This is a genomic window from Flavobacterium sasangense DSM 21067 (assembly GCF_000686885.1).
Classification (GTDB): Bacteria; Bacteroidota; Bacteroidia; order Flavobacteriales; family Flavobacteriaceae; genus Flavobacterium; species Flavobacterium sasangense.
Genome location: NZ_JMLU01000022.1, coordinates 13,222 through 34,588 on the forward strand (window position 1 = coordinate 13,222; position 21,367 = coordinate 34,588).

Here is a 21,367-nt window from a genome sequence, read left to right on the forward strand (position 1 = left end):
CTAGTTAGGTTTAGTATAATAAATTTTTAATTTCAATTTTTTATCTTCAGGAACATTAACATGATTTCCATATAAAATTGTTCCCAATGTATTTATAGCAGAAGCAAGTGGAATATTTTTTTGGATATCTGAACCAACTAAAAAAGGATATCTTAAACTAGCCGAAACAGAAAGATTAATATTTTCAGTAACTACTAAACCCAATCTCATATCACTCTTCAAAAACTTATCTTCACTATTAATCCATTTTTTTAACTGTTCTGTTATTCTTATTTTGTAATAGTATTGATCATTTTCTTTTACAAGAAGACCTCCATAGATAAATTTATTTTTCTTTATATCTTCTGAAACACTATTATCTACCAAATAATCATATACAAGAGTATTATCACCTGCGTTGAATAAGTAAATTCTTTTAGGCTGATCAACTCCAGTAGCAGACATATGAGTTCCGTCAACATAAAATTTAAGATACGCATCATTAATTAGCCAATTATTAGCACGTATTTCTTCTAATTTATCCGCAATACCATTTGAGTCTGCATCATCTCCAAATAATTCAATATAAGAAACTGCACCATCTCCGCCTTTTACATAAAGTCTTTCATCACCTGTTAACTCATTAGAATTGTTAATTCCTGTTTCATAAACTGAGCCTGAAATATCATTATCAAAGAAATTAATTCTATTTCCTCCTAGCTTAATCTTAACACTTCTTTTTGTATTAACCGTTGAAATGGTTGAGTGATATTGAACAGTTATATATCCTCTCGAAAAATCTAGCTTTGCTAAAACTCCAGCCTCACCACTATTCTCCTCCGCTTTAAAATACAACCCTCTAAAATAATCTTTAAAAAGACTGTTATTGATTAGATTACTTGGATTTGCTAATAACACTTTATTTTTAAAAAAATCTTTATCTAAATTGATCCACATACCTGGAACCAATTTTTCTTTTACAACTTTTTCTGCAGGATCAGTTGTAATTGCGCCTGATGAATCTAAAAAATTACCACTACCATCTGTTTTGTAAATAATAATTTCGTCTTTTTTAAATTTAAACTGACTATTCTCTTCAGTATTTGAACCGTTATTTAATTGAAAACCTGTTAAATTAGATTCAACCAAATTTTTATCATCAGAATAATACTTTTGAGAATAAGATCCAACCTCACTAGGATTTGGATTTGGCTCAAAATCTCTGATATAATATTTATTTTCGTAAATTTTTAGATTTATAGTACTTTCAACATCGCCATAAATAGAATCTAAAGTGTAGACATTTTCATTGTCAACAACTTTTTTAGTTGAAAAATATGGAACATATAAATAAACTGAATCATTAGGTTCAATTTCAATTTCAGTACCATAATCAGCTCTTGGAGCCACCAATTCTAATTGAGAAACAAAATTTGCAGTTGTTTTTCCAAATTTAGGATTGTTATATACACCTAGAGCATTAATAGGTAAATTATTTGCTTGTACAGCGCCTGTTCTTTTAGAAAAAGCCAACAAAGGAACATCGTCCACCGACTCTAAATCAAAATGAGGATCATCAACAAGATCAGAACCAATACTATTAAAATCTTTGTCGCAAGAAATAATTGTAACAGCAACTGTAATTACAGAAAATATTTTAAGAAAACTTTTTTTCATAGCCGAAAACCCTTTTATAATACGTGATTTTTAATAAACGAAGTATATACTTCTTTAATTGTGTCTTTTGATGCGAAAGGTAAAAAAGGTTTGTTTGAACTTTCTATAAATTTTGTTAAAGTTGGAGACAACACTTCAGAACCCGCAACTACAGCATCGGAATGCATAATTGAAACCTTCATTAAGTTCTCATAAGTAGGTGATGCTAAATCTGAAACAGCATCTTTATTAATATTATCAAATAATACTTTATTGATAAATTCTTTATCTAATTCTCCTTCAAAACCTTGTTCGTAAACCGATGAAATAATTTTTGTTTCCGCAAAAATACCTTCATCTTTATAATAATGTTTCAAATAAACTGGTAACATTGCTGCCATCCAACCGTGAACATGAATTACATCTGGAACCCAATTTAATTTCTTAACGGTTTCAACTACTCCTTTGGCGAAGAAAATAGCTCTTTCGTCATTATCAGGATATAAAACACCTTCTTCGTCTGAAAAAGTTGCTTTTCTTTTGAAATATTCGTCATTATCAATAAAATAAACTTGAATTCGCTCTTTGGGAATTGAAGCTACTTTAATAATTAGAGGCATATCCATATCATTTACCACCAAATTCATCCCTGATAAACGAATAACTTCGTGTAATTGATGTCTTCTTTCGTTAATATTACCATATCTAGGCATAAAAATTCGTATTTGACCGCCTAAATCATTAATCATTTTTGGCATTTCATACGATTGTAACGATACTTCATTTTCAGCTAAATAAGGCACCACTTCAGATGATACATACAATATCCTCTTGTCTTCCATAATGTATTCTAGTTAATTAATGTTTTAAAAAACCTTGCAAAATTACAAAATTTTATGGATTTATCCACTAAAATAGTAAGTTTGCACCTGAAATAACAAAGTAGAAAATGCTCATTTTTAACAAAAAGTCCGATTTAAGCGCTTTTTTAAGCCCATTAATCAAACAAAATAAATCCATTGGATTTGTTCCTACAATGGGAGCATTACATCAAGGACACCTATCGTTACTTAAAAATTCGCTTTCTGAAAACGATGTAACAGTAATGAGTATTTTTGTAAATCCAACGCAATTTAACAATGCTGAAGATTTAGATAAATATCCAAGAACTTTGGAACGCGATGTGCAAATCATGCAAGATTTAAGCAACAACATCATCGTTTATGCACCAGAAGTAGCCGATATTTATGAAGGAAACACTGTTTCTGAAAGTTTCAATTACGATGGTTTAGAAAATCAAATGGAAGGGAAACACCGACCAGGACATTTTGATGGCGTAGGAACTATTGTGAAACGTCTTTTCGAAATTGTTCAACCGAACAAAGCTTATTTTGGCGAGAAAGATTTTCAACAATTACAAATTGTAAAAAAATTAGTTTCAAAACATAACATTCCAGTTGAAGTTATTGGTTGCCCCATTCATAGAGAAGCAAATGGATTAGCTATGAGTTCTCGTAACGAAAGACTATCAGAATCTTCAAGAGAAAAAGCAGCGGTAATTTATCAAATTTTAAATACAGCTAAAGATTTTTTCCAAAGCCATTCAGCGGAAGAAACCACAACATTTGTAGAAAAAGAATTCGAAAAACATCCTGAATTTCAATTGGAATATTTCGAAATCGCCGATGAAGCAACACTTTTACCCGTTTCTGAAAAAGAATCAAATAAAAAATATCGCGGATTTATCGCCATTTTCATTGAGAATATCAGATTAATTGATAATATTTCACTAAATTAATTACCTTTGCATCATGCAAATTCAAGTAGTAAAATCGAAAATTCATAGAGTAACCGTAACGGGTGCCGATTTGAATTACATAGGAAGTATCACCATTGACGAAGCCTTAATGGAAGCGTCTAACATTATTGAAGGTGAAAAAGTACAAATCGTTAACATTAATAATGGCGAACGATTAGAAACATATGCTATCAAAGGACCAAGAAACACAGGCGAAATCACATTGAACGGACCTGCTGCTCGTAAAGTGCACCGTGGCGACATCATAATCATTATTTCTTACGGAATTATGGACTTTGAAGAAGCTAAAAAATTCAAACCTACTTTAGTTTTTCCTAACGAGAAAGATAACTCTTTAACGTAGTTTGAAAACGCCAATCCGAAAAATTTTAAGCTTAATAATTCCTTTATTCATAGGATTGGGGATCATGTATTATCAATTTAGTACTATGACGACCGAGCAAATAGAAAAAACAAAAATCAGCTTTCTAAAAGCCGACTACTTTTATATTTTCCTATCGCTTTTCATAGCTTTATTCGGTTATTGGTCTAGAGCATATCGTTGGAAATACGCCTTACAACATTTGGGTTACAAAACTAAATTTAGTAATGATTTAATGACGGTTTGCGTTTCTTATTTGGTTAATTTAACTATCCCACGTTCCGGTGAAATTTCAAGAGCAGCTCTTTTAAAAAAATATGAAGACGTACCTTTTGACAAAGCTTTTGGAACAGTAGTTGCCGAACGAATTGTTGATATGCTTATCTTTTTACTTTTTTTAGCAATTGGATTCGTTTTACAATTTGATACAATATACCAATTTTTACTTGAAAATGGCGTAAAATTCGAAACGCTAATTTGGCTTTCAATCGCAGGATTTATATTATTTGTTCTTTTTGTTTTAATTTGGATTTATGCCGAATGGAACATCATTTTAAAACTAAAACAAAAACTTTCTGGCTTAATCGAGGGCATGCAAAGCATCTTAAAAATGAAAGATAAATGGAATTACATTTTTCATTCTTTTTTCATTTGGTTTTCTTACCTGATGATGTTTTACGTTACCATTTTTGCGTTACCAGAAACCGCAAATATTAGTTTTGACATTGTGGTTATGGGATTTATTTTTGGAACACTTGCTGTTGGTTTTTCTAATGGCGGACTTGGAGCATATCCTTTAGCAATATCAACTGTTTTATTGTTGTATGGAATACCAGAAGAAACAGGCGCTGCTTTTGGGTACTTGGTTTGGACGTCACAAACAGTTTTAACCATTTTCTTAGGATTATTATCTTATTTGCTTTTACCTATTTTAAATAAAAAATAAATTAGTAAATTGCTAATCTATTTAACCAAACTATTTAAAATGAAAACCAAACTTTTCCTTTTTGCTTTATTGGTATCGTCATGCTTATTTGCACAACGCACACCAGAAACTATCGAATCTAAAAAATTAGGCACAAGAACTTTTACAGTTGTAACGCCAGCATCATACGCTACTAGTCCAGAAAAAAGCTACCCAACTTTGTTAGTTTTAGATGGAGAATATCTACTAGATCCATTTGAAGGAATTTTAAAATACGGCGCTTATTGGGATGATTTACCCGAAATGATTATCATCGCCGTAAATCAAAACAATGGAGAAACTCGTTTTGCAGATAGCGAATTTGACCAAGCTGGATTTCCTTCTGGTACAGGAGCAAATTTCTTTGAATTCATTGGACAAGAACTATATCCATATGTAGATAAAAAATACCGCACCATTCCTTTCCGAATGATTGCTGGTCATGACACAACTGCAGGTTTCTTGAACTTTTATTTATACAAAGACAACCCAATTTTCAATGCTTATATTTCATTAGCTCCAGAAATGGCTCCAGAAATGGAAAAACGTGTAGCAGAACGTTTAGCTAAAACAATCAAACCCGTTTTCTATTATCAAGCTACAGGCGAAGGTGATTTAAAAGAAATCAACGAAAAAGCAGCAGAATTAGACGCAAATATTAAAGCCGTTCCAAATGCTACATTTAAATATCAAAACGATGCTTTCAAAGGTGCTTCTCATTATTCTTTAGTAGCAAAAGCTATCCCAAATGCAATTTATTTTATTTTTGATGGATACCAACCGATTTCAATGGTAGAATTTCAGGATAAAATTCTAAAATTAGATGCTGGATATACAGATTATTTAGTAGCGAAATACGACGAATTAGAAAAACGTTTCGGTTTTAAAATGAAACCAAGATTATCTGATTTTAAAGCTATCGAAGCCGCAATCATGAAAAACAAAGCTTACAATGAATTATTAACTTTGAGTGATTATGCTAATAAACATTATCCAAAAACTACTTTAGGAACTTATCACGAAGCTTTATATTATGAAAAAACAGGTAATTACAAGAGAGCTATTAAAACCTATCAAAGAGCTTTCACGCAAGAGCCAATTCGTGAAATAACTAAAGATTTCATGTTGAACCGTGCAGAAGCTTTAAAAGGAAAACCAGATAAACCAACTGAAGAAGCACCAGCGGAAGTTCCAGCTGAAACTCCAACAGAAGAAAAAAAACAAGAATAAAACCAAATGAGTAAAGTAAAAACCGCTTTTTTTTGCCAAAATTGTGGCACCCAATATTCAAAATGGCAAGGTCAATGTAACGCCTGCAAAGAATGGAATACCATTGTAGAAGAATTGGTTCAAAAAGAAGAAAAAGTAGCGTGGAAAACCACAACAGCTACATCTAAAACGGCTACAAAACCTTTACTTGTAAAAGAAATAGACACCGCACAAGAAATCCGATTGAACACGACTGATAACGAGTTGAATCGGGTTTTGGGTGGCGGATTGGTTCCAGGTTCCTTAACGTTGTTAGGTGGCGAACCTGGGATTGGAAAAAGTACTTTGCTCTTGCAGATTGCTTTAAAATTACCTTACAAAACGCTTTATGTTTCGGGAGAAGAAAGCCAAAAACAAATTAAAATGCGTGCCGAACGTATTACCTCAACCGGCGATAATTGTTACATTTTAACTGAAACCAAAACCCAAAATATCTTCCGTCAAATTTTAGAAATTGAGCCCGATATTGTGATTATCGATTCGATTCAGACTTTACATACGGATTATATTGAATCGTCTGCAGGAAGTATTTCACAAATTAGAGAATGTACCGCAGAGTTGATTAAATATGCCAAAGAAACCAATACGCCAGTTCTTCTAATCGGGCATATTACCAAAGACGGAACCATCGCCGGACCCAAGATTTTGGAACACATGGTCGATACCGTTTTACAATTTGAAGGTGATCGAAATCACGTGTACCGCATTTTACGTTCGTTGAAAAACCGATTTGGTTCTACTGCTGAATTAGGGATTTACGAAATGCAAGGTTCTGGCTTACGCGAAGTCGACAATCCATCTGAAATTTTGATTTCACATAAAGACGAACAACTTTCTGGAACTGCAATTGCTACTACTTTAGAAGGTATGCGTCCGTTGATGATTGAAATTCAAGCTTTGGTGAGCACCGCAGTTTATGGAACACCACAACGAAGCACTACAGGTTATAACGCTAAACGTTTGAACATGATTTTAGCGGTTTTAGAAAAACGTGCAGGTTTTAGATTAGGTACAAAAGACGTTTTCTTAAACGTAACAGGAGGAATTTCAGTTGAAGACACAGCGATTGATTTAGCTGTTGTAGCAGCCATTTTATCTTCAAACGAAGACATTGCCATTGCAGAAGGTTTTTGCTTTGCCGGAGAAGTAGGACTTTCAGGCGAAATTAGACCGGTTAACCGTATTGAACAACGCATTCAAGAAGCCGAAAAATTAGGATTTACCACGATTTTTGTTTCCAAACACAACAAAATTTCGTTAAAAAATACCGGAATCAAAATTGTTTTAGTGGCTAAAATTGAAGATGTGGTGAGTGAGTTGTTTGGGTAAACTTTTAATCTTTTAGACATGAAGAAAGAAAAATTAAAAATACTTCCATTTTTATTATTACTATTCTATTATGGAATTACCGAACTTTTTAAAGATTTGTCTTTTGAAAAGAAGATGGCAATGTTGCTACCTATTATTCTAATTTCGATAATTATCTATAGTATTCAATACAAAAACAATTCATCTGAAAACAAAAAAACAAAGTTTTACATTTTACTGTTCTTCATTATCGTTTCTACTTTAATAACTTGGTTTGGATACAATGCGATTGACTAATAAACATTCTTAATTAAAAGATTTTGTCCGATTTAAAAGAACGAAGATTAAAAAGTCTTGATTACCAAATTCAAGAATTAGAAAACCGTCCCAATTATTATAAAAAATATTGGTTTAGGATAATTATAATTGGTGTTTTAGTAACATTAATTGCTCCAGAATACACTGCTAAAAATTCTAAAAATTTAATCTATTATTTTGATTACAATTATCCGTTATGTTATATTGTTGTAGCACTTTCTTATATTGTACTTTGTGTAATCATGCTATTAACTTTCACAATTCAAGACAAGAAAAAGTTGAAGAAATTAAAAGAAGAAAGGGAGATGATTGATTTGTTTAGGAGTTAAACTACCAAACGACGAAAGTGAGGATTTACAATTCGTGTCTACTATCAACTTCAAATGATCTAGGAATTAAAAATTCCTATAAACATAATAAGTAAACAAGGTTAAACCTAAAGAAAACAGACCGTAAACATCAACTAAATATTTCTTTTTCCCTAAACTATATTCATTTTTTGTAATAATAGTATCTAATTTTTTTAGTTTCAGATAATAGAAATTATTAAAAATTACAATGACAACTTGAATTACAAAATAATAGTAATGAATTTTATATTCGAAATGAAAATTGGCTAGATAAAAAATAACATTTAAAATAGTTAACACGTTATTTGCCTGACAAAAAGACAAAAATGTTATTACAGGAATTTCTGGCGAAGCATTTACTTTGACACTATCGCTATAAAGATTGTAAAATATGCAATTAAAAAACCTTTTCATCTATTATAAATTCACTTATTCAATCTATTAATACTTTCCCAAAAAACATTCTCCCTAATTGGAAATACTAAAATTTTCATCATTCAAATCCTCTAAATCCCCTCCAACAACTCCAACGCCTTATTCACTGATTTCACATTATCAAAAGTCAGTAATAAACGTAAACCGTTTTTAGTTTCTTTTTCTTTTATTTTACATACATTGCCATTGCGTTGGGCAAATTGTAGCACTTTCATGAAACGGTTACTTTGGTAAAAATCACTTTGTTGGTCGCCAATGAAATAACCAATCATTTTGCCTTGTTTCATCATCAAACGTTCAATTCCCATTGCGGTGGCTTTCCATTTGATGCGTACGCTATTTAGTAACGCAATGGCTGGTTTTGGTAACGCACCAAAGCGGTCAATTAGTTTTTGTTCAAATTGTTGTAACGTAGCTTCGTCTTTAATTTGGCTCAATTCGTTGTATAAATTCAAACGTTCGGTAATGTTGTTGATGTATTCATCTGGGAACAGCAATTCGAAATCGGTATCAATTTGAATGTCTTTGACAAATTCTTTGGTTTCGATGTCATTTTCTTCTTGGTACAAGTCTTTGAATTCGTTTTCTTTCAACTCCTCAATGGCTTCGTTCATGATTTTTTGGTAGGTATCAAAACCAATTTCGTTTATAAAACCACTTTGTTCGCCACCTAATAAATCTCCCGCACCACGAATTTCCAAATCCTTCATCGCAATGTTGAAACCGCTTCCTAATTCGCTAAATTGTTCCAAAGCCGTAATACGTTTTTGCGCTTCACCCGTCATCATCGAATACGGTGGCGTAATGAAATAACAAAACGCTTTTTTATTACTTCTTCCCACGCGGCCACGCATTTGATGCAAATCAGATAATCCGAAATTATTGGCGTTATTGATGAAAATCGTGTTGGCATTTGGTACATCTAAACCACTTTCGATAATGGTGGTAGCGACCAAAACATCAAATTCACCTTCCATGAAAGCCAACATCAATTCTTCCAGTTTTTTCCCATCCATTTGACCGTGACCGATGCCGACTTTTGCTCCTGGCACCAATCGTTGGATCATTCCGGCAACTTCTTTGATGTTTTCAATTCGGTTATTAATGAAATAGACTTGTCCACCACGTTGAATTTCATACGAAACCGCATCACGAATCACTTCTTCATTAAAACGAATGACTTGCGTTTCAATCGGATAACGGTTTGGTGGAGGCGTTGTAATTACCGATAAATCACGAGCCGCCATCAACGAAAACTGTAACGTTCTAGGAATCGGAGTTGCGGTTAACGTCAAGGTATCGACATTCGTGGCAATGGTTTTCAACTTGTCTTTTACGTTGACACCGAACTTTTGTTCTTCATCGATAATCAACAAACCTAAATCTTTAAACACGACATTTTTGTTGACCAATTGATGTGTTCCAATCAAAATATCGACTTTTCCTTCTTGTAATTTTTGAAGTGTATCTGCTTTTTGTTTTGCCGTTCTAAATCGGTTTACATAACTTACGGTAACCGGCATATCTTTCAAACGTTCCGAAAATGTTCGGTAATGTTGATACGCTAAAATAGTAGTTGGAACTAAAACGGCAACTTGCTTTCCATTATCCACCGCTTTAAAAGCAGCACGAATAGCAACTTCAGTTTTTCCGAAACCAACGTCACCACAAACCAATCGGTCCATTGGACGTTCGCTTTCCATGTCTGCTTTTACATCGGCTGTTGCGGTAATTTGGTCGGGCGTATCTTCGTAAATGAACGAACTTTCTAATTCTTTTTGCAAATAACTATCGGGTGCAAATTGAAAACCTTTGTCTAATCTTCGTTTCGCATACAACTGAATTAAGTTGAACGCAATGTGTTTTACACGTGCTTTTGTCTTTTGTTTTAAGGCTTTCCAAGCGTTGCTTCCTAATTTGTAAATCTTTGGAGGCGCGCCATCTTTCCCGTTATATTTCGAGATTTTGTGTAGCGAATGAATGCTCACATACACAATATCGTTATCGGCATAGACCAATTTTATGGCTTCTTGCGTTTTGCCTTCTACCTGAATTTTCTGCAAACCACCAAACTTTCCAATTCCGTGATCAATGTGGGTTACATAATCGCCCACCGACAAGGAAGTCAGTTCTTTTAAGGTAATCGTCTGCTTTTTCGAATAGCCATTTTTAATTGAAAACTTATGGTAACGCTCAAAAATTTGATGATCGGTGTAACACGCTATTTGATTTTCTTCGTCGATGAAACCTTCAAACAATGGCAACACCATGGTTTTGTATTGCTTGCGAATACTTTCGTGATTGGCTTCATCAATATCTTCAAAAATATCATGAAAACGACTTGCCTGATTTTCATTAGAACAACACAAATAATTTTTGTAACCGTTGAAATGATTCTCGCTCAAATTGTTCAACAACAAATCGAATTGTTTATTAAACGAAGGTTGCGGTTGTATATGAAATTCGACTTTTTTATCAATTTTAAAAACCGCTTGATTATGCAATTCGATTACCGAAAAATCAAGAGCTCTTTTCAAAAACTGCTTTTGATTTAGGAATAATTCTTCGGGTTTTGCGTGTTGGATATCTTTGGATAATTTCTCGAATGCTTCATTGGCTTTGTCGAATAATTTATCTAATTGTTGGCCTAATAATTCGGTATTTTGAATGATTAAAACCGTTTTTTCGTTGATATAATCTAAGAAACTTTCGCGGTTTTCTTGTAATAATTTGTTTTCGACATTGGGAATGATGGAAATCTTTTTCAGCTTTTCAACCGACAATTGGGTTTCCACATCAAAACTTCTGATGCTATCGACTTCGTTGCCGAAAAATTCAATTCGGTACGGATTATCATTGGAAAAGGAAAATACATCGATGATTCCACCACGAACGGAAAATTCGCCAGGTTCGGTAACAAAATCAACACGTTTGAAATTGTATTCGAATAAAGTTTCGTTGATAAAATCGATAGACAAATTATCGCCAACCGACAATTTCAAGGTGTTTTTCTCTAATTCTTTTCGGGTAACCACTTTCTCGAAAATGGCTTCGGCGTAGGAAACAATAATCGCTGGTTTTTTGCGGGAATTGATTCGGTTTAAAACTTCTGCTCGAAGTAACACATTGGCGTTGTCGGTTTCTTCAATTTGGTAAGGTCTTCTGTACGAACTTGGGTAAAAAAGAACGTCTTCGGTATTAATTAATTGCTCTAAATCGTTCAAATAATACGCAGCTTCTTCCTTATTGCTGAATAAAATCAGAAACGGAAGTTCGGATTTTTTAAACAGCGAATGTGCCACAAAAGACAACGACGAGCCGACCAAACCAGTCATTTGAGACTTTTGGCGCGCTGCGAATGTACTTTCTAAAAGGGCAATCTTTGATGACTTATCGTAAATGGATATAATGTCGGACTTGCTCAAAATGAATTTTTTAATTGACTACAAAAATAAAAAAACCACTACGTTTTCAATAGAAAAGTAGTGGTTATATTACTGAAACGTTTGTTAAAAAACGAATTTCTTAGCAACGGTAACGTTATTTTCTAATGTTGTCTTAATTATCAAAGCTTGATTGTTTCGTGTTAATTCATAAAGAACAATTTCTGAAGTGTTTATTTTATCTTTTGAAAGAACAATTCTTCCCAACATATCATATACAACTACACCTGTAATGTTTGATTTTGTAGAAACGATTTTTGGTTGATTATCATTTTTGAAAACATAAACAGAATTTTCATTTCCTACAAAATCATCATTTGATAAAGAAATATCTTGATAATGGATTTTAAATCGAGAATCAAAAGTTCCAATTGTTGTTGTGAAAGTAAAAGCACTGTTTTTCAAATTGTGAAAAGTACCATTGCTAGTATCTTCTAAAAAGATGTCTTTATCGGCAAAAAATGTATCAAAATGGTCGATTGCGATATCAAAAGTACCGGCTTCAGTAGTAGTATAACCTAAAGGAATAACATCGCTAATTAACCAAGGATAAGCCCTAGCTTGAATTCCGAAACCTACTGAAAAAGAATCAATTAACGAATAAAAACGAATAACACCTTCTGTTGAAGCTAAAGCATCTGAACCAAAATCATATCCATTGGTTGCGTCTTCTTGATAACCAAAAGCAATTTGTTTAAAAGCGCCTAATGTGTTAGTCAAATTCAAATGCACATAATAATTAAGTGGAACATCTTGAGTATTTCTGTAAAACTGCAAATTATTACCTGCTACACGCATTGCATTGGTAAAATTAATTGTGGTGGTAGTTGCCGCAGACGCAAAAAAGCCTTGCCCAGCAGTAATGTATAAACCAGGTGCAGTTCCACCCGTTACAGCTGCTGTTCCAGTAGTTCTAGTTCGAATAGCATAATCACTTGAGGTAAAAACGTTATTTGTAATTGCTGAATTATGAGTCCAAAAATATAATGTACCTAAATTTGAATTATCTAATAATGTAATAACACTAATAGCCGAAGGATAAGGATTTGCTAAAAAATTATAATTTAATAACATCGGATTAAATCCTGCTACACTTGCTGGAATATTTCCATTATTAGGAACGCCTACAAATTCACCATTAAAAACTTGAGGTGTTGCTGTATATCCTTGTGGTGCTCTAATTGCATAGCCTTTTCCTGGCGTCATTACGTTTGCTTGATTTTCTAAAACCCAATTATTTACACCTACACTTGCGTTATAAGAATAAAATTTATCTGATAAAGTTAGTGGTGAAAAAACATTTAGAACTTGAGCAACAACTGGTGAACCCCAATACGTATATTCAAATTGACGCATTGGTGTCGTATTTCTCCTGTATTTTATATTACCCGTATTTACAGCAGATGAATTATTTTGTAATAATGATGTATTATTATTCATAATCAACTGTCCTGTTCCTAAAACTTGAATATTATCTTGTACAGTTATTGTTGCCGCATTGTCTATATTTAAAATAGCGTCAGCTTGTACTGTAATGGATTTAAAACTTGTATTAGATGTAATATTGCAAGTTCCTGACAAAACAATTGCATCACTTGTTATGTTTGGATCGCCATTATCCCAAGCTGAGCCAGTCCAAGTTGTAGTTTGACCAAACATCATTTGAATGGTTAACAAACTAAATCCAATGATAAAATTAAAAATGTATTTTTTCTTCATACCCTAACTATTATTTAATTTTATCAGATACTTCCATTTTTTTTCGCATTTCATCTGGATTTGCATTTCTTGCGGTATCCAAAGCTCGCAACATTAATTCCTCTCCAATTTCTTTAGGAATCGCTTTTTTGATGATGATTTCATCCCATTGTTTGTACAAACCTTTAATTTCTTCGTTGATTTCTGGAATTAATTTAGCTATTCTTTGTTCTGGAATTACTCTTAAATTCATGAAAGTCTCCAACGATTTTAATTTGGTATTTAAAGTGGTAATTCTACTTAAAATCTGAGGTTTATTATATTCAAAAGGAACCGTCAAAGCCAAAGTATCTGCCTTTTTAGACAAATTTGTTGTTTTCATTTGAAAAGCCGACAAGGTAGATTGCGGTTTTTGCAGCATTTCAATTTCAAATTGACGCCATTCGTTCCAACGATCTAAGGTAACTTCTACTTCAGGTCTTGGTGTTGGAAAATTAAATTGCCACATTTTCGAAATGTTTTTAAAAACAGCTTCGTTTTTTTGGGCTACTTTTTGGGCTTCTAATTGCTGATTTTCATTTTCGCATGAAATCAATGTTAAAACTAAAAGCGACAAACTATATAAGAAAACTTTCATTCGGATAAATTAAAAAGCAAAGGTACAAATGTTTACTTAACGTAGTTACTTTTCTAATAATATCTTAACACCAGTTTTACATCTAAATTGTTAATCTGCTAAGAAAAATCTTTGAAAAGATGTTAATTTATTAAATATCTAAATTAAGCAAAGTATTTATAAAAATATCACAAAAAACCATCCTAAAAATCAGTACTAAAATGTTATATTTGTTACCTCATTACACTATCAAATGGACACAAAAATTTTAATAATTGGTGCTTGTGGGCAAATTGGCACTGAACTTACAGCTAAATTAAGAGCAACTTACGGAGTTAACAACGTTATCGCATCAGACATTAGAAAATTAGAAAATGATGTAGTTAATAACGGAATTTTTGAAGTAGTAAATGCACTTGATTACAATCAAATAGAACACTTACTTGAAAAATATCAAATTACTGATGTGTATTTAATGGCGGCATTGCTTTCGGCTACGGCTGAGAAAAATCCGGCATTTGCCTGGGATTTAAATATGAATTCGTTGTTTCATGTTTTAAATTTAGCCAAAGCAGGAAAAATTAAAAAGATTTTTTGGCCTTCAAGTATTGCCGTTTTTGGACCTACAACTCCAAGACACAATACACCTCAATATACCGTTATGGAGCCTTCAACGGTTTATGGAATTTCGAAACAAACAGGAGAAAGATGGTGTGAATATTATCACAAACAATATGGTGTAGATGTAAGAAGTATTCGTTATCCAGGTTTGATTAGTTGGAGTACCGAAGCTGGTGGAGGAACTACAGATTACGCAGTAGATATTTATCACAAAGCAATTACAGATGGAAAATTTACGAGTTTCTTATCTGAAAATTCTGAATTACCGATGATGTACATGGACGATGCTATTAAAGCAACTATAGGAATCATGCAAGCTCCAGCGGAACAAGTTAAAATTCGTTCGGCTTACAATTTAGCAGCCATGAGTTTTACTCCGAAGCAAATTGGGGAAGAAATTAAAAAACACTATCCAAATTTCGAATTAAGCTACGAACCTGATTTCCGCCAGAAAATTGCCGATAGTTGGCCGGCAAGTATTGATGATACTCCAGCAAGAGAAGATTGGGGTTGGAAAAACGATTTCGATTTAGAAAACATGACCGTGGATATGTTCAAAAACTTAAACGAACATATTTATAACAAATAAAAAAACGCCTCGATTACTCGGGGCGTTTTCCATTAGAACAAAAAACAAACTTACTCCTGAACGATAGGAGCTCTCAATGATTCTAATACAGCAACAACTTCACCAATTAAAGCAGGATCTGTAACCCCGTTTAAACCAGCTGCCGCTCCAACATATCCTATAAATTTATCGTATTCAGCATCATTAGATTTTTTCCCCATACGAGGATTTTGTGCTGGATCATGTGCTGCCACCATATTCAATCCTGTATAAGTATTTGTAGCACCTCCCCCTGTATTTGCTGAGAAGAAATCGGTTAAATTATCACTTAAAATCGCAACATTTGTAGTGTTTCCACTTAAAGCTTCTGAAATTACTGGTGCAAAATGTTGCCCTAAGTTTCCTTCTGCTCCTACCACAATGTCAGAAACAATTAAAGTAATGGTTGAATCCACCACAGAACGATAGCTCAAACGTCCTTGTTCAATCATTTGTCCAGGATTGTTTGGGTCAGCTACCATAGTGGTACCACCTAATTTTGCATACAGAGATTTTGGTTTTGCTGAATCATCATCACTACATGATGTAAACAAGCTTCCCGATGCAATAAACAAAGCCATTAAGGCTAATTTTGAAAAATTTTTCATAGTAATAGTATTTGGAAATTAATTAAAAATTCGTTGAATTCCTCTTGAAAATTTATAACTGAAACTATCTTCAGACATAACAGGACAAGCAGTTTTATTTTCTAACTCTTTTGGAAGCACAAAACGTTCTGCTTTGTAATTCCCCATTGCCATAAGCTTATTATAAATAGTTTTTGAATCTGCAACCTTGATGTCGTGAAAGAAAACTAAAACACCTGTTTCTTTATTCAATCTATCGGTTTTAACTCCTGGAATAGATTTTAAATTACGATGGATTTCTTTTGCTTTAAGCGAATCTATTGGTTCTTTGAAGTCAATTCTGCTAATTTGTAAAGTAGCATTATCTACGACTAAAGGTTTTGCAGTTGCGATGTGAACTACTAAAACCAGAAATAAAATCAGGAAGATTCCGAAGACACTTCCTATAGCAATTTTGATTTTTCTATTAATTTTCATTTTGTTTGAGATTTTTGTTTAGTTTCATTTACGTAAACAATTTCTCATTGGTTTTCACAAACAGAAAAAAAATTAAATTTTTAACATTTAGACATAAAAAATCCCAAGACAAATTATCTTGGGATTAACTATTACTTATGTTTATTTTTACTTCTTTTCGGAAAGAATTTTATCTTCTATTACCGATTTTATTTTTACAACTTCATCCACATTGTCATTTGGAACCGTCATTGAAAGCACATAATGTTTAATTTTCCACTGCCCATTTTCTTGAACCAAAACACCTGAGCCGCGACAAATTTTCATTTGCGTACTTAACAATTCGTCAAACCAAACGATTTTTCCATTTTCACTAAAATAGATATTACGTTCGATTGCTTTAAAGTTCCATGCTTTTCCTTTGTCAAAATACGGTTTTGCGAATGTTTGAAATTGTTTTTTGTTCCAATTTTCAGTAGCGTCTGTTCCGATGAAAATGGATTCTTCTGACATCGCTCCAAAATACGCTTCATAATTTGCAGCTGCAGCCGCTTTATGCCAATTATCTAAAATAGTAGTAATGTTTTGTTTTTCGGATTGAAGCTTTTCCTCGCAGGGTTTGCAAGACAGAACTAGGGTTGCAAGGATTAGGATAGTTAGTTTTTTCATATTAAAAAGTGTTAATTACAACTGTTTTCACATTCACAAATTCTTTAATTCCATCTTCGGCTAATTCTCTTCCGTAACCTGATTTTTTGATTCCCCCAAAAGGTAATCTTGGGTCGGATTTGACCATTTCGTTTATAAAAACGGCCCCTTCATTGAAAGAAGAAATCTTGGTTTTGATGAAATCAATATCTTGGGTAAAGATAGAAACGCCTAAACCAAATTCCGATTGATTGCTTAATTCGATTACTTCTTCAATAGTTTTAAAAGTGACAATTGCAGCAACTGGTCCGAATGTTTCTTCATTGAAAACAGGCATTTCTTTGGTTACATGGGTCAAAATTGTAGGTTCATAGAAAGCATCTTTTCTATTTCCACCAACGACTAGCTTAGCTCCCATTTGAATCGACTTTTGAACTTGGACTTCTAATTCTGCTGCCAAATCAACTCGTGCTAACGACCCAATTTGGGTTTCTTTATCTAACGGATTTCCAGTTTTTAAATATTGAATAGCGACTTTGAATTTTGCCACAAACTCTTCTGCAATATTTTCGTGAACTAAAAATCGCTTAGCTGCAATACAACTTTGACCTGCATTTTGCATTCGGGCATTTACGGCTGTTGCTACTGCTTTTTCTAGATTAGCATCTTCTAAAATGATGAAAGCATTACTTCCGCCTAATTCTAACACACATTTTTTTAAGTGTTTTCCAGCTTCTGTAGCAACTGCGATTCCGGCTTGTTCGCTACCGGTTAATGAAACGGCTTTAATGATTGGATTTGCAATGATATTCGCTACTTCGTTACTTGGAATAGGTAAATCTTGATAACAACCTTTTGGAAAACCGGCTTGTTCAAATATTGCTTGAATTAATTCGGCAGATTTTGGAACATTACTTGCATGTTTAACTACAACTGTATTTCCGGCGATAAGTGTTGGAACCGCAAATCGGAATACTTGCCAAAACGGAAAATTCCATGGCATTACGCCTAAAATAACTCCTAAAGGTTCATAGGTAACAAAACTTTCAGAAGCTTCGGTTTTTATATTTTTTGTGGCTAAAAAGGTTTCAGCATTTTCGTAATAGTAATTGCATAGAAGAGCGCATTTTTCAACCTCAGCGATGGCTTGTGAAATGGGTTTGTGCATTTCAGTAGTGATGCAAGTTGCATATGCTTCTTTATTTTCTAAAAGTAGTTTAGCTAATTGCGGCAAAAAAGAGATTCGATTTTGAATACTTAAATTGCGCCAAGAATGCTGTGTGTTTTCTGAAACTTTTAAAAGATGTTGCATGCTGAAAAGTTTTTGTAAAAATACTAATTTTAATTGAAAACGAGGTTCGCGTTAGGGATTACCTCACCCAGTTTTAGCTTTAGTTGAGTTCGGTAAATTTCATTTGTAGTGGAAATCCTTTGTTTGTAAAATTGCCAAATTTTATAAACAAAGATTGTAACGGAAAGCCCGACCCTTGTGGGAACGCCCAAATTAAAAAAGGAAATGATATCTTTGTACGATATTTTACAACGTAAATAAAATGGAAGATTGTTTTGAAGCCTTAATTTCGAGTTACTTGGATTCGAAAGTGGGCATTGTGGAACATTTTGTATCGGAAGAGTTAGCGCAACACTTGGTAAAGAGATTGTTTGAATTGAAAGAACAAAATTTATTAAAAGCCGCTGGAATAGGAAATGCCGCAAAATTAACTCAAAATTCGGCAATACGAAGTGATGCGATTTATTGGTTAGACCGAGCGAACAATAACGAACATGAAAATGCTTTTTTAGATCAAGTAGATGCTTTTGTGTCGTATTTGAACTGCAGTTGTTATACTGGAATTACAGGTTATGAATTTCATTTTGCGTTGTTTGATAAAGGCAGTTTTTACAGAAAACATTTAGATCAATTTCAAGATAATTCAAGCCGACAGTTTTCGATGATTACGTATTTGAACGAAAATTGGCAACCTGAAGATGGTGGTGAATTGTGCATTTATGATGGCGATGTGACTCAAAAAATAGCGCCAACCAATAGAAAAACAGTGTTCTTTAAAAGTAATGAATTGGTTCATGAAGTTTTGGAAAGCCACAAACCTCGATTGAGCGTTACGGGTTGGTTGAGACGAGATTAGAAATAAAAAAAACCGATACAAATTGTATCGGTTTTTTGTTGCTCCCCCCTCTTGGGCTCGAACCAATCCCGATAGCTATCGGGACTCTGATTAACAGTCAGATGCTCATTTATATTTTTCTAATAATTTAAATTTCATCTCGGGATATTTAAGTAAATTTTGAATATATATTCTGCTCTTCATTGATTTTATATGCTTCTCAATCGACAACCCTTGATGTTTAGTTTCACATTCAATAGTGAAAATCAATTCCCAATCACCTGATTTATAAGTAAACTTTCTGGATTGAGAATCACTAAGATGAAAATCTAATCTAACATCAAGATTTTCTGTAAAACCGATATAGTATTTATCCAATTTTTTTGAGTAAAGAATGTAAACCGTGTTGCTCATTTCATATAAATAAAAAAACCGATACAAATTGTATCGGTTTTTTGTTGCTCCCCCTCTTGGGCTCGAACCAAGGACCCTCTGATTAACAGTCAGATGCTCTAACCAACTGAGCTAAGGAGGAATCACCTCAAAGGTTTATGTTTTGCTAAAAAGTTGCTCCCCCTCTTGGGCTCGAACCAAGGACCCTCTGATTAACAGTCAGATGCTCTAACCAACTGAGCTAAGGAGGAAGGTATTTATCTTTTTAGCGAGTGCAAATATAAACTGATTTTTTGTTATCGCAAATTATTTTATTGAAAAAATTACAAAAGTTTATCTACCACCAATTGGTAAATATCTTTTCCGAAAGTTAAAGCCATTAAGGTCAATAAGATAATCATTCCTGCGGTTTGAACATAACCTGCTGCTTTGTCTGATAATTTTTTCCCCGTAATCATTTCAACTATTGTAAATAAAGCGTGTCCTCCATCTAATCCAGGTATTGGTAACAAGTTCATAAAGGCTAATCCGATTGAGAATAAAGCGGTAAAATTCCAAATGAATTCCCAATCCCAGGTATCTGGTAAACGACGCGCAATTCCGATTGGACTTTGAACGTGTTTGTAAGCTTCTGTTTTAGGACGTAATATTAATTTGAACTGTTTTACATTGTAAACCAATAATGCCCAAGATTCTTTGACTGCAGCTGGAACTGCTTGTCCAAAAGACAATTGATTATTTACTTCGTAATCTGATTTATCTAAGGGTTTATTAAAGAACCCTAATTTCCCTTCTTTATCTACCTTGGCTTTTAAAGTTAATACTTCGGTACCTCTTAAAATAGATAAGGAAATACTATCGTTTTTATGTTTAGAAATATTTTCTTTATATTCATCATAATAATTGAAGAATGTTCCGTTTACTGCTTTTATTTTATCCCCTTTTTTTAATCCTGCAATTTCAGCTTGCGATTTTGGAACTACAGAATCTACTACTGATCCTAAAAAACGAGGCCCAACAAACTCTTTTCCTTCTTTACTAATGATTTCACCTTTCATTTCATCGGTTAAAATCACGTCTACTTTTTGACCATTACGTTCTACCTCAACTTTATCACCAAGTAAAACATCTAATGTCATTCGGTTAAAACTTGGTTGGTGTTTTCCGTCTACCGAAAGAATTTTATCGCCATTTTTAAATCCCGCTTTCTGACCTACTTCACCAAATGCTAATCCGTTTTCTTGAATTTTTTCAGTAGCAATGAATTTCTGTCCAACAGTTGCATACATAATGGTAAAAATCAACCAAGCAAGAATTACATTCACAATAATTCCACCCAACATAATAATCAAACGTTGCCAAGCTGGTTTTGAACGAAATTCCCATGGCTCTGCAGGAGCATTCATTTGTTCTGTATCCATACTTTCGTCAATCATTCCTGAAAGTTTTACATAACCTCCTAATGGCAACCATCCGATTCCCCATTCAGTTTCACCAATTTTCTTCTTCACTAAAGAAAAACCAGCATCCATAAACAAGTAAAATTTCTCTACTCGTACTTTGAACATCTTAGCCGTGATGTAGTGACCAAATTCGTGAAGAATTACTAAAACTGATAATATGAATAATATTTGTGCTACTTGAATCATTTCTATGCATTTATTTAAACGACAAAAGTAAGGTTTTCACCTTACTTTTCATCAATATTTTATT

The 21,367-nt window shown here is 33.3% G+C and carries 20 protein-coding genes and 2 tRNA genes; 9 read left to right on the forward strand and 13 right to left on the reverse strand.

Translation table 11 applies throughout. The annotated features are described in order from the left end of the window. Positions 1-1,656: a DUF4270 domain-containing protein gene (locus BP92_RS0109945; protein ID WP_035693260.1), complete on the reverse strand. Its 1,656-nt coding sequence runs from the start codon at positions 1,654-1,656 to the stop codon at positions 1-3. A 14-nt stretch (positions 1,657-1,670) separates the two neighbouring features. Then, on the reverse strand, positions 1,671-2,477 hold the full coding sequence (locus BP92_RS0109950) for a glycogen/starch synthase (RefSeq protein ID WP_026725937.1): 807 nt from the start codon (positions 2,475-2,477) through the stop codon (positions 1,671-1,673). A gap of 107 nt (positions 2,478-2,584) precedes the next feature. On the opposite strand from BP92_RS0109950, the gene panC reads away from it, so the two are divergent. From panC to BP92_RS0109985, 7 genes are read left to right on the forward strand one after another with little or no spacing between them, the layout of a single operon-like run. Next, complete coding sequence (gene panC / locus BP92_RS0109955; RefSeq protein WP_026725938.1) at positions 2,585-3,433, forward strand: pantoate--beta-alanine ligase; 849 nt, start codon at positions 2,585-2,587, stop codon at positions 3,431-3,433. 13 nt (positions 3,434-3,446) lie between these two features. Then, the gene (panD, locus tag BP92_RS0109960) at positions 3,447-3,797 is read left to right on the forward strand and encodes an aspartate 1-decarboxylase (RefSeq protein ID WP_026725939.1); all 351 of its coding nucleotides are present in this window, start codon (positions 3,447-3,449) and stop codon (positions 3,795-3,797) included. Position 3,798: 1 nt separating this feature from the next. Then, complete coding sequence (locus tag BP92_RS0109965; RefSeq protein ID WP_026725940.1) at positions 3,799-4,761, forward strand: lysylphosphatidylglycerol synthase transmembrane domain-containing protein; 963 nt, start codon at positions 3,799-3,801, stop codon at positions 4,759-4,761. Between the two features lie 39 nt (positions 4,762-4,800). Beyond that, positions 4,801-6,009, forward strand: a complete 1,209-nt coding sequence (locus tag BP92_RS16085; protein ID WP_035693264.1) for an alpha/beta hydrolase — start codon at positions 4,801-4,803, stop codon at positions 6,007-6,009. A gap of 6 nt (positions 6,010-6,015) precedes the next feature. Further along, on the forward strand, positions 6,016-7,377 hold the full coding sequence (gene radA / locus BP92_RS0109975) for a DNA repair protein RadA (RefSeq protein WP_026725941.1): 1,362 nt from the start codon (positions 6,016-6,018) through the stop codon (positions 7,375-7,377). An 18-nt stretch (positions 7,378-7,395) separates the two neighbouring features. Then, positions 7,396-7,653, forward strand: coding sequence for a hypothetical protein (locus tag BP92_RS0109980; RefSeq protein ID WP_026725942.1), 258 nt, complete (start codon positions 7,396-7,398; stop codon positions 7,651-7,653). A gap of 23 nt (positions 7,654-7,676) precedes the next feature. Next, entirely contained in the window at positions 7,677-8,003 is a 327-nt protein-coding gene (locus BP92_RS0109985) for a hypothetical protein (RefSeq protein ID WP_026725943.1), read from the forward strand. Positions 8,004-8,530: 527 nt separating this feature from the next. On the opposite strand, the gene mfd is transcribed toward BP92_RS0109985, so the two are convergent. The 3 genes from mfd to BP92_RS0110005 form a co-directional block, all read right to left on the reverse strand. Further along, positions 8,531-11,794, reverse strand: coding sequence for a transcription-repair coupling factor (mfd, locus tag BP92_RS0109995; RefSeq protein WP_394331854.1), 3,264 nt, complete (start codon positions 11,792-11,794; stop codon positions 8,531-8,533). Between the two features lie 174 nt (positions 11,795-11,968). After that, positions 11,969-13,621, reverse strand: coding sequence for a T9SS sorting signal type C domain-containing protein (locus BP92_RS0110000; protein ID WP_026725946.1), 1,653 nt, complete (start codon positions 13,619-13,621; stop codon positions 11,969-11,971). A 10-nt stretch (positions 13,622-13,631) separates the two neighbouring features. Then, positions 13,632-14,237, reverse strand: a complete 606-nt coding sequence (locus BP92_RS0110005) for a hypothetical protein (protein ID WP_026725947.1) — start codon at positions 14,235-14,237, stop codon at positions 13,632-13,634. Between the two features lie 232 nt (positions 14,238-14,469). Between BP92_RS0110005 and BP92_RS0110010 the strand changes: the two genes are divergently transcribed. Further along, positions 14,470-15,426 (forward strand): NAD-dependent epimerase/dehydratase family protein, encoded by a 957-nt coding sequence (locus BP92_RS0110010; RefSeq protein WP_026725948.1) that lies wholly within the window; start codon positions 14,470-14,472, stop codon positions 15,424-15,426. A gap of 50 nt (positions 15,427-15,476) precedes the next feature. Here the strand turns inward: BP92_RS0110010 and BP92_RS0110015 are convergent, their stop codons facing one another. The 4 genes from BP92_RS0110015 to BP92_RS16090 form a co-directional block, all read right to left on the reverse strand. Further along, on the reverse strand, positions 15,477-16,052 hold the full coding sequence (locus BP92_RS0110015; RefSeq protein ID WP_026725949.1) for a globin family protein: 576 nt from the start codon (positions 16,050-16,052) through the stop codon (positions 15,477-15,479). Positions 16,053-16,070: 18 nt separating this feature from the next. Beyond that, a complete protein-coding gene (locus BP92_RS0110020; protein ID WP_026725950.1) occupies positions 16,071-16,508 on the reverse strand; it encodes a hypothetical protein in 438 nt (145 codons plus the stop codon). 147 nt (positions 16,509-16,655) lie between these two features. Beyond that, positions 16,656-17,156: a nuclear transport factor 2 family protein gene (locus BP92_RS0110025; RefSeq protein WP_026725951.1), complete on the reverse strand. Its 501-nt coding sequence runs from the start codon at positions 17,154-17,156 to the stop codon at positions 16,656-16,658. A 1-nt stretch (position 17,157) separates the two neighbouring features. Further along, complete coding sequence (locus BP92_RS16090) at positions 17,158-18,447, reverse strand: NAD-dependent succinate-semialdehyde dehydrogenase (RefSeq protein WP_035693268.1); 1,290 nt, start codon at positions 18,445-18,447, stop codon at positions 17,158-17,160. A gap of 241 nt (positions 18,448-18,688) precedes the next feature. On the opposite strand from BP92_RS16090, the gene BP92_RS0110035 reads away from it, so the two are divergent. Beyond that, positions 18,689-19,282 carry a 2OG-Fe(II) oxygenase gene (locus BP92_RS0110035; protein ID WP_026725952.1) on the forward strand — a complete coding sequence of 198 codons (594 nt, stop codon included), beginning with the start codon at positions 18,689-18,691 and terminating at the stop codon, positions 19,280-19,282. 105 nt (positions 19,283-19,387) lie between these two features. Here the strand turns inward: BP92_RS0110035 and BP92_RS17495 are convergent, their stop codons facing one another. The 4 genes from BP92_RS17495 to rseP form a co-directional block, all read right to left on the reverse strand. Then, positions 19,388-19,675, reverse strand: a complete 288-nt coding sequence (locus BP92_RS17495) for a GIY-YIG nuclease family protein (RefSeq protein WP_026725953.1) — start codon at positions 19,673-19,675, stop codon at positions 19,388-19,390. A 47-nt stretch (positions 19,676-19,722) separates the two neighbouring features. Then, positions 19,723-19,796: transfer RNA gene (locus BP92_RS0110045), tRNA-Asn, on the reverse strand. A gap of 35 nt (positions 19,797-19,831) precedes the next feature. Next, a tRNA-Asn gene (locus tag BP92_RS0110050) sits at positions 19,832-19,905 on the reverse strand. A gap of 72 nt (positions 19,906-19,977) precedes the next feature. Next, positions 19,978-21,303, reverse strand: a complete 1,326-nt coding sequence (rseP, locus tag BP92_RS0110055; protein ID WP_051604440.1) for an RIP metalloprotease RseP — start codon at positions 21,301-21,303, stop codon at positions 19,978-19,980. Positions 21,304-21,367 lie beyond the last annotated feature (64 nt).

Excerpts from the sequence above, each read along its gene's own strand:
- panC (WP_026725938.1), top strand. The coding sequence starts at position 2,585 with ATGCTCATTTTTAACAAAAAGTCCGATTTAAGCGCTTTTTTAAGCCCA.
- BP92_RS0110010 (WP_026725948.1), top strand. The coding sequence starts at position 14,470 with ATGGACACAAAAATTTTAATAATTGGTGCTTGTGGGCAAATTGGCACT.
- BP92_RS0109980 (WP_026725942.1), top strand. The coding sequence starts at position 7,396 with ATGAAGAAAGAAAAATTAAAAATACTTCCATTTTTATTATTACTATTC.
- BP92_RS16085 (WP_035693264.1), top strand. The coding sequence starts at position 4,801 with ATGAAAACCAAACTTTTCCTTTTTGCTTTATTGGTATCGTCATGCTTA.
- rseP (WP_051604440.1), bottom strand. The coding sequence starts at position 21,303 with ATGATTCAAGTAGCACAAATATTATTCATATTATCAGTTTTAGTAATT.
- BP92_RS0110025 (WP_026725951.1), bottom strand. The coding sequence starts at position 17,156 with ATGAAAAAACTAACTATCCTAATCCTTGCAACCCTAGTTCTGTCTTGC.
- BP92_RS0110000 (WP_026725946.1), bottom strand. The coding sequence starts at position 13,621 with ATGAAGAAAAAATACATTTTTAATTTTATCATTGGATTTAGTTTGTTA.
- BP92_RS0109945 (WP_035693260.1), bottom strand. The coding sequence starts at position 1,656 with ATGAAAAAAAGTTTTCTTAAAATATTTTCTGTAATTACAGTTGCTGTT.
- BP92_RS0110015 (WP_026725949.1), bottom strand. The coding sequence starts at position 16,052 with ATGAAAAATTTTTCAAAATTAGCCTTAATGGCTTTGTTTATTGCATCG.
- BP92_RS16090 (WP_035693268.1), bottom strand. The coding sequence starts at position 18,447 with ATGCAACATCTTTTAAAAGTTTCAGAAAACACACAGCATTCTTGGCGC.
- BP92_RS0109950 (WP_026725937.1), bottom strand. The coding sequence starts at position 2,477 with ATGGAAGACAAGAGGATATTGTATGTATCATCTGAAGTGGTGCCTTAT.
- BP92_RS17495 (WP_026725953.1), bottom strand. The coding sequence starts at position 19,675 with ATGAGCAACACGGTTTACATTCTTTACTCAAAAAAATTGGATAAATAC.
- mfd (WP_394331854.1), bottom strand. The coding sequence starts at position 11,794 with ATGACTGGTTTGGTCGGCTCGTCGTTGTCTTTTGTGGCACATTCGCTG.
- BP92_RS0110005 (WP_026725947.1), bottom strand. The coding sequence starts at position 14,237 with ATGAAAGTTTTCTTATATAGTTTGTCGCTTTTAGTTTTAACATTGATT.
- BP92_RS0110035 (WP_026725952.1), top strand. The coding sequence starts at position 18,689 with ATGGAAGATTGTTTTGAAGCCTTAATTTCGAGTTACTTGGATTCGAAA.
- radA (WP_026725941.1), top strand. The coding sequence starts at position 6,016 with ATGAGTAAAGTAAAAACCGCTTTTTTTTGCCAAAATTGTGGCACCCAA.
- BP92_RS0110020 (WP_026725950.1), bottom strand. The coding sequence starts at position 16,508 with ATGAAAATTAATAGAAAAATCAAAATTGCTATAGGAAGTGTCTTCGGA.
- panD (WP_026725939.1), top strand. The coding sequence starts at position 3,447 with ATGCAAATTCAAGTAGTAAAATCGAAAATTCATAGAGTAACCGTAACG.